Annotated in this window: 4 protein-coding genes; 3 read left to right on the forward strand and 1 reads right to left on the reverse strand. The window is 67.1% G+C overall.

Annotated elements, in window-relative coordinates; genetic code table 11:
• Positions 1-157: 157 nt before the first annotated feature.
• Entirely contained in the window at positions 158-718 is a 561-nt protein-coding gene (locus DBR34_RS01020) for a DUF2059 domain-containing protein (RefSeq protein ID WP_128095352.1), read from the reverse strand.
• A gap of 139 nt (positions 719-857) precedes the next feature.
• Here DBR34_RS01020 and arfB point away from each other — a divergent pair, with 139 nt between their 5' ends.
• From arfB to dcp, 3 genes are all read left to right on the forward strand, one after another.
• The gene (arfB, locus tag DBR34_RS01025; RefSeq protein ID WP_128095353.1) at positions 858-1,289 is read left to right on the forward strand and encodes an alternative ribosome rescue aminoacyl-tRNA hydrolase ArfB; all 432 of its coding nucleotides are present in this window, start codon (positions 858-860) and stop codon (positions 1,287-1,289) included.
• A gap of 46 nt (positions 1,290-1,335) precedes the next feature.
• On the forward strand, positions 1,336-1,896 hold the full coding sequence (locus tag DBR34_RS01030) for a lysophospholipid acyltransferase family protein (RefSeq protein WP_258223604.1): 561 nt from the start codon (positions 1,336-1,338) through the stop codon (positions 1,894-1,896).
• A 143-nt stretch (positions 1,897-2,039) separates the two neighbouring features.
• On the forward strand, positions 2,040-4,196 hold the full coding sequence (gene dcp, locus DBR34_RS01035; protein ID WP_128095355.1) for a peptidyl-dipeptidase Dcp: 2,157 nt from the start codon (positions 2,040-2,042) through the stop codon (positions 4,194-4,196).
• Positions 4,197-4,362 lie beyond the last annotated feature (166 nt).

The following is a 4,362-nucleotide window of genomic DNA, read 5'->3' on the forward strand; positions in this document are numbered from 1 at the left end:
GACCGGGATCTGCGGCGATCCGACCGGGCCTGCCCCGGATCCAACCGGACGTGCCCCGGACCCAACCGGGTAGAGCCGACCGTTGGTCGGCTGTTCCACGCGCGGCGCCCGGGGTGTGCGTGTAGCCGACCAACGGTCGGCTCTACGCCGGGGGCAGTTACTTCTTCGCCGGGGCCGGTGCCGGCGCTTCGTTCATGATCGCCTCCAGGTCCTTCTGCAGGTCCACGAACAGCGGCTGCATCTTTTCCTGGATGGCCACCATCACGTTCTGCATCAGCGCCGGGGTCTTGTCGAGCAGGCTCTGGCCGGCCGAGCTCTCGTAGAACTCGGCCATCGCCAGCACGTCTTCCTTGCTGAAGCTCTTCTTGTACAGGTCCACGTACATCGGGCGCAGCTGCTGCCACGACAGTGCCTGGCGGATGGTCTGGGTGGTGCGGGCCTCCATCCGCTTCATCTGTTCCTGCTGCTGCGCATCCAGCTGGCGCTGCTGGGCGACCTGCTGGAACTGCTGGCGCTGCATCGCCTCGATCTGCGGCAGCATGCTGTCCAGCATGGTCTGCGCGCGCGAGGCGGCCAGCAGCCGGTTGATGTCGGCATCGGACGGCGGGGCGGCCAGCGCCGGCGCGATCGAGGCCAGGCCCAGCGCCAGTACAAGGCCGACACGGGTCAGTGCGCGGCGGGGAGTGGCGGCAATGGCCAGGGAGCGGATCAAAAGCATGTGCGGGGCATCCTGCGTGGCATGGAACCCCGAGGATACCTGCGAAGGCGTCAGCAGACCGTAGTTTGCGGACGTTATCGGCGTCATCGGGGATGTTTGCCCCACCCCTGGACACGGTCCTGCCCTTACAATGCCGCCCATGGCTTCCGGACCCGTCACCATCAGCGCGCACCTGTCGATTCCCGATGCGGAACTCGTCGAACGTTTCGTGCGCGCCAGCGGCGCCGGCGGCCAGAACGTCAACAAGGTCTCCACCGCCGTGGAACTGCGCTTCGACGTGGCCGGCTCGCCGTCGCTGCCCGAAGCGCTGCGCTCGCGCCTGCTGGCCCGGCGCGACCGGCGCATGACCGGCGAGGGCGTGCTGGTCATCGACGCCCAGCGCTTCCGCACCCAGGACCGCAACCGCGACGACGCCCGCGAGCGCCTGGCCGCCTTCATCCAGGAAAGCCTCAGCGTGCCCAAGCCGCGCGTGGCCACCAAGCCCTCGTATGGCGCCAAGCTGCGCCGCCTGGACGAGAAAAAAGGCCGCGCGCAGATCAAGCGCGGACGCACCACACGCAATTGGGAGTGATTGCTTGAACAACCGAAGTCCGCTGTTGCCGGCCGTTCCGCCCAACATGCCGCAGGTCAAACCGAACCGCTTCCTCCGCTGGCTGGCCCGCTGCACGCTGCGCCTGGGCGGCTGGAAAGTGGTGGGCACCTTCCCCGACGTGCCCAAGCTGGTCTTCATCATTGCCCCGCACTCGTCCAACTGGGACGGGTTCTGGGGCATGGCCGCCAAGATCGCGCTGGGCATGCAGGTCAAGGTGCTGGGCAAGGCCTCGCTGTTCTGGTGGCCGCTGTCGCCGCTGCTGCGCGCGCTGGGCGTGATCCCGCTGGACCGCAGCTCGCCGCAGGGCACCGTCGAACAGGCGGTCAGCCTGATCCGGGGCTCCGAGCGCATGTGGTACGCGCTCACCCCCGAAGGCACCCGCAAGGCGGTAACCCACTGGAAGGCCGGGTTCCTGAAGATCGCGCGGATGGCCGACGTGCCGGTGCTGGCGGCGTACTTCCACTACCCCGAGAAGACCATCGGGATCGGCCCGCTGTTCTACTCCACGGGCGACGATGCCGCCGACATGGCTGCCATCCGCGACTACTACCGGCCCTGGCAGGGCAAGAACCGCGGCACCGTCTGAGCGTCGCCAGGCCCCGCCGGCACTGGCGCCGGGGCCTGCACAGCCATACGCCACGTCCGGCACATGCCGGTCCCGGGCAATCGGAGTAGGGTGATCGGCTGCGGTTTTTCCGCAGCCGCATCCCATTCCAAGGAGCCCGTTTCATGTCGCGTACCGTAGTTTTGGCCGCTGCCATCAGCCTGGCGCTGGCGGCCTGTTCCGGCAAGGAGTCCACCCCCGTGTCCGATACCCAGACCCCCGCCGCGCAGCAGCCGGCCGATGCCTCCACCAACCCCCTGTTGAGCGCCAGCACGCTGCCGTTCCAGGCGCCGCCGTTCGACAAGATCAAGGACAGTGACTACCTGCCGGCCTTCAACGAAGGCATGAAGCAGCACCTGGCCGAGATCCGCAAGATCGCCGACAACCCCGAGCCGGCCACCTTCGACAACACCATCGAAGCGCTGGAGCGCAGCGGCGAGACCCTGACCCGCGTGTCGCGCATCTTCTTCGGCCTGGTCCAGGCCGATACCAACGACGCGCGCCAGAAGATCCAGGAAGAAGTGGCGCCGAAGCTGGCCGACCACCAGGACGAGATCAACCTCGACCCGAAGCTGTTCGCGCGCATCAAGAGCATCTACGACCAGCGCCAGTCGCTGGGCCTGGACCCGGTGCAGCTGCGTCTGGTCGAGCGTGACTACCAGGAGTTCGTGCGCGCCGGCGCGCAGCTCAACGACGCCGACAAGGCCTCGCTGCGCAAGCTCAACGTGGAAGAAACCACGCTGGCCACCCAGTTCCACACCCGCCTGGTGGCCGCCACCGCCGCTGGCGCCGTGGTGGTGGACGACAAGGCCAAGCTGGCCGGCCTGGACGAGGACGCGAGCAACACCGCCGCGGCCGACGCCAAGGACCGCAAGCTGGACGGCAAGTACCTGCTGCCGCTGCAGAACACGACCCAGCAGCCGGTACTCGGTTCGCTGAGCGACCGTGAGCAGCGCGCCGCCGTGCTCAAGGCGTCGGAAACGCGCGCCGAAAAGGGCGACGCCAACGACACCCGCCAGACCGTCCAGCGCCTGGCCCAGCTGCGTGCGCAGAAGGCCAAGCTGCTCGGCTTTGACAACTACGCTGCTTACAGCCTGGCCGACCAGATGGCCAAGACCCCGGCAGCCGCGCTGAAGCTGCTCACCGACACCGTGCCGGCGGCCACCGCCAAGGCGCGCGGCGAGATCGGCGAGATGCAGAAGGTGATCGACGCCCAGAAGGGCGGCTTCAAGCTGGCCGCGTCCGACTGGGACTTCTACGCCGAGCAGGTGCGCAAGGCGCAGTACGACCTGGACGAGTCGCAGATCAAGCCGTACTTCGAGATGGACAACGTGCTTCAGAACGGCGTCTTCTACGCCGCCACCCAGCTGTACGGCATCACCTTCAAGCCGCGCACCGACATCCCGACCTACCACGCGGACATGAAGGTCTACGAAGTGTTCGACAAGGACGGCACCTCGCTGGCCCTGTTCTACACCGACTACTTCAAGCGTGACAGCAAGTCCGGTGGCGCCTGGATGGACGTGTTCGTCGAGCAGGACGGCCTGACCGGTGCCAAGCCGGTGGTCTACAACGTGTGCAACTTCACCAAGCCCGCCGCCGGCCAGCCCGCGCTGCTCAGCTTCGATGACGTGACCACGATGTTCCATGAGTTCGGCCACGCCCTGCATGGCATGTTCTCGAAGGTGAAGTACCCGTCCATCGCGGGCACCAGCACCTCGCGCGATTTCGTCGAGTTCCCCTCGCAGTTCAACGAACACTGGGCGCTGGACCCGAAGGTGTTCGCCAACTACGCCAAGAACTACAAGACCGGCGAGCCGATGCCGCAGGCACTGGTCGACAAGATCCTCAAGGCGCGCACCTTCAACCAGGGCTATGCGACCACCGAGTACCTGTCGGCCGCGCTGCTTGACCTGGCCTGGCACACCCAGCCGGCCGACGCGCCGCTGCAGGACGTGGCCAGCTTCGAGGCGGGCGCGCTGAAGAAGTTCAAGGTCGACCTGCCGCAGGTGCCGCCGCGCTACCGCACCACCTACTTCGACCACATCTGGGGCGGCGGCTATTCGGCCGGCTACTACGCCTACTTCTGGGCCGAAGTGCTCGACCATGACGCCTTTGAGTGGTTCAAGGAAAACGGCGGCCTGACCGCGCAGAACGGCCAGGTGTTCCGCGACAAGATCCTCTCGCGCGGCAACAGCGTGGAGCTGTCGGACCTGTACCGCGATTTCCGCGGCAAGGACCCGTCGGTGGAACCGCTGCTGGTCAACCGCGGCCTGAAGTAACCGCGGCCCGGTACAACAAGAACGGCAGGGGAAACCCTGCCGTTTTTTTGCTCGTCGCGCACGCCGAGCCCCGCAGCGGCCGGTAGACCCCTGGTGCAAATGTCCCCCGGCCGCGTGGCGGCCTCCTCCTTTATTTTGCCCAGGGGCCTACCGGCCGCTACGGGGC

Source organism: Stenotrophomonas sp. HMWF003 (assembly GCF_003061285.1).
GTDB classification, from domain to species: Bacteria; Pseudomonadota; Gammaproteobacteria; order Xanthomonadales; family Xanthomonadaceae; genus Stenotrophomonas; species Stenotrophomonas maltophilia_AP.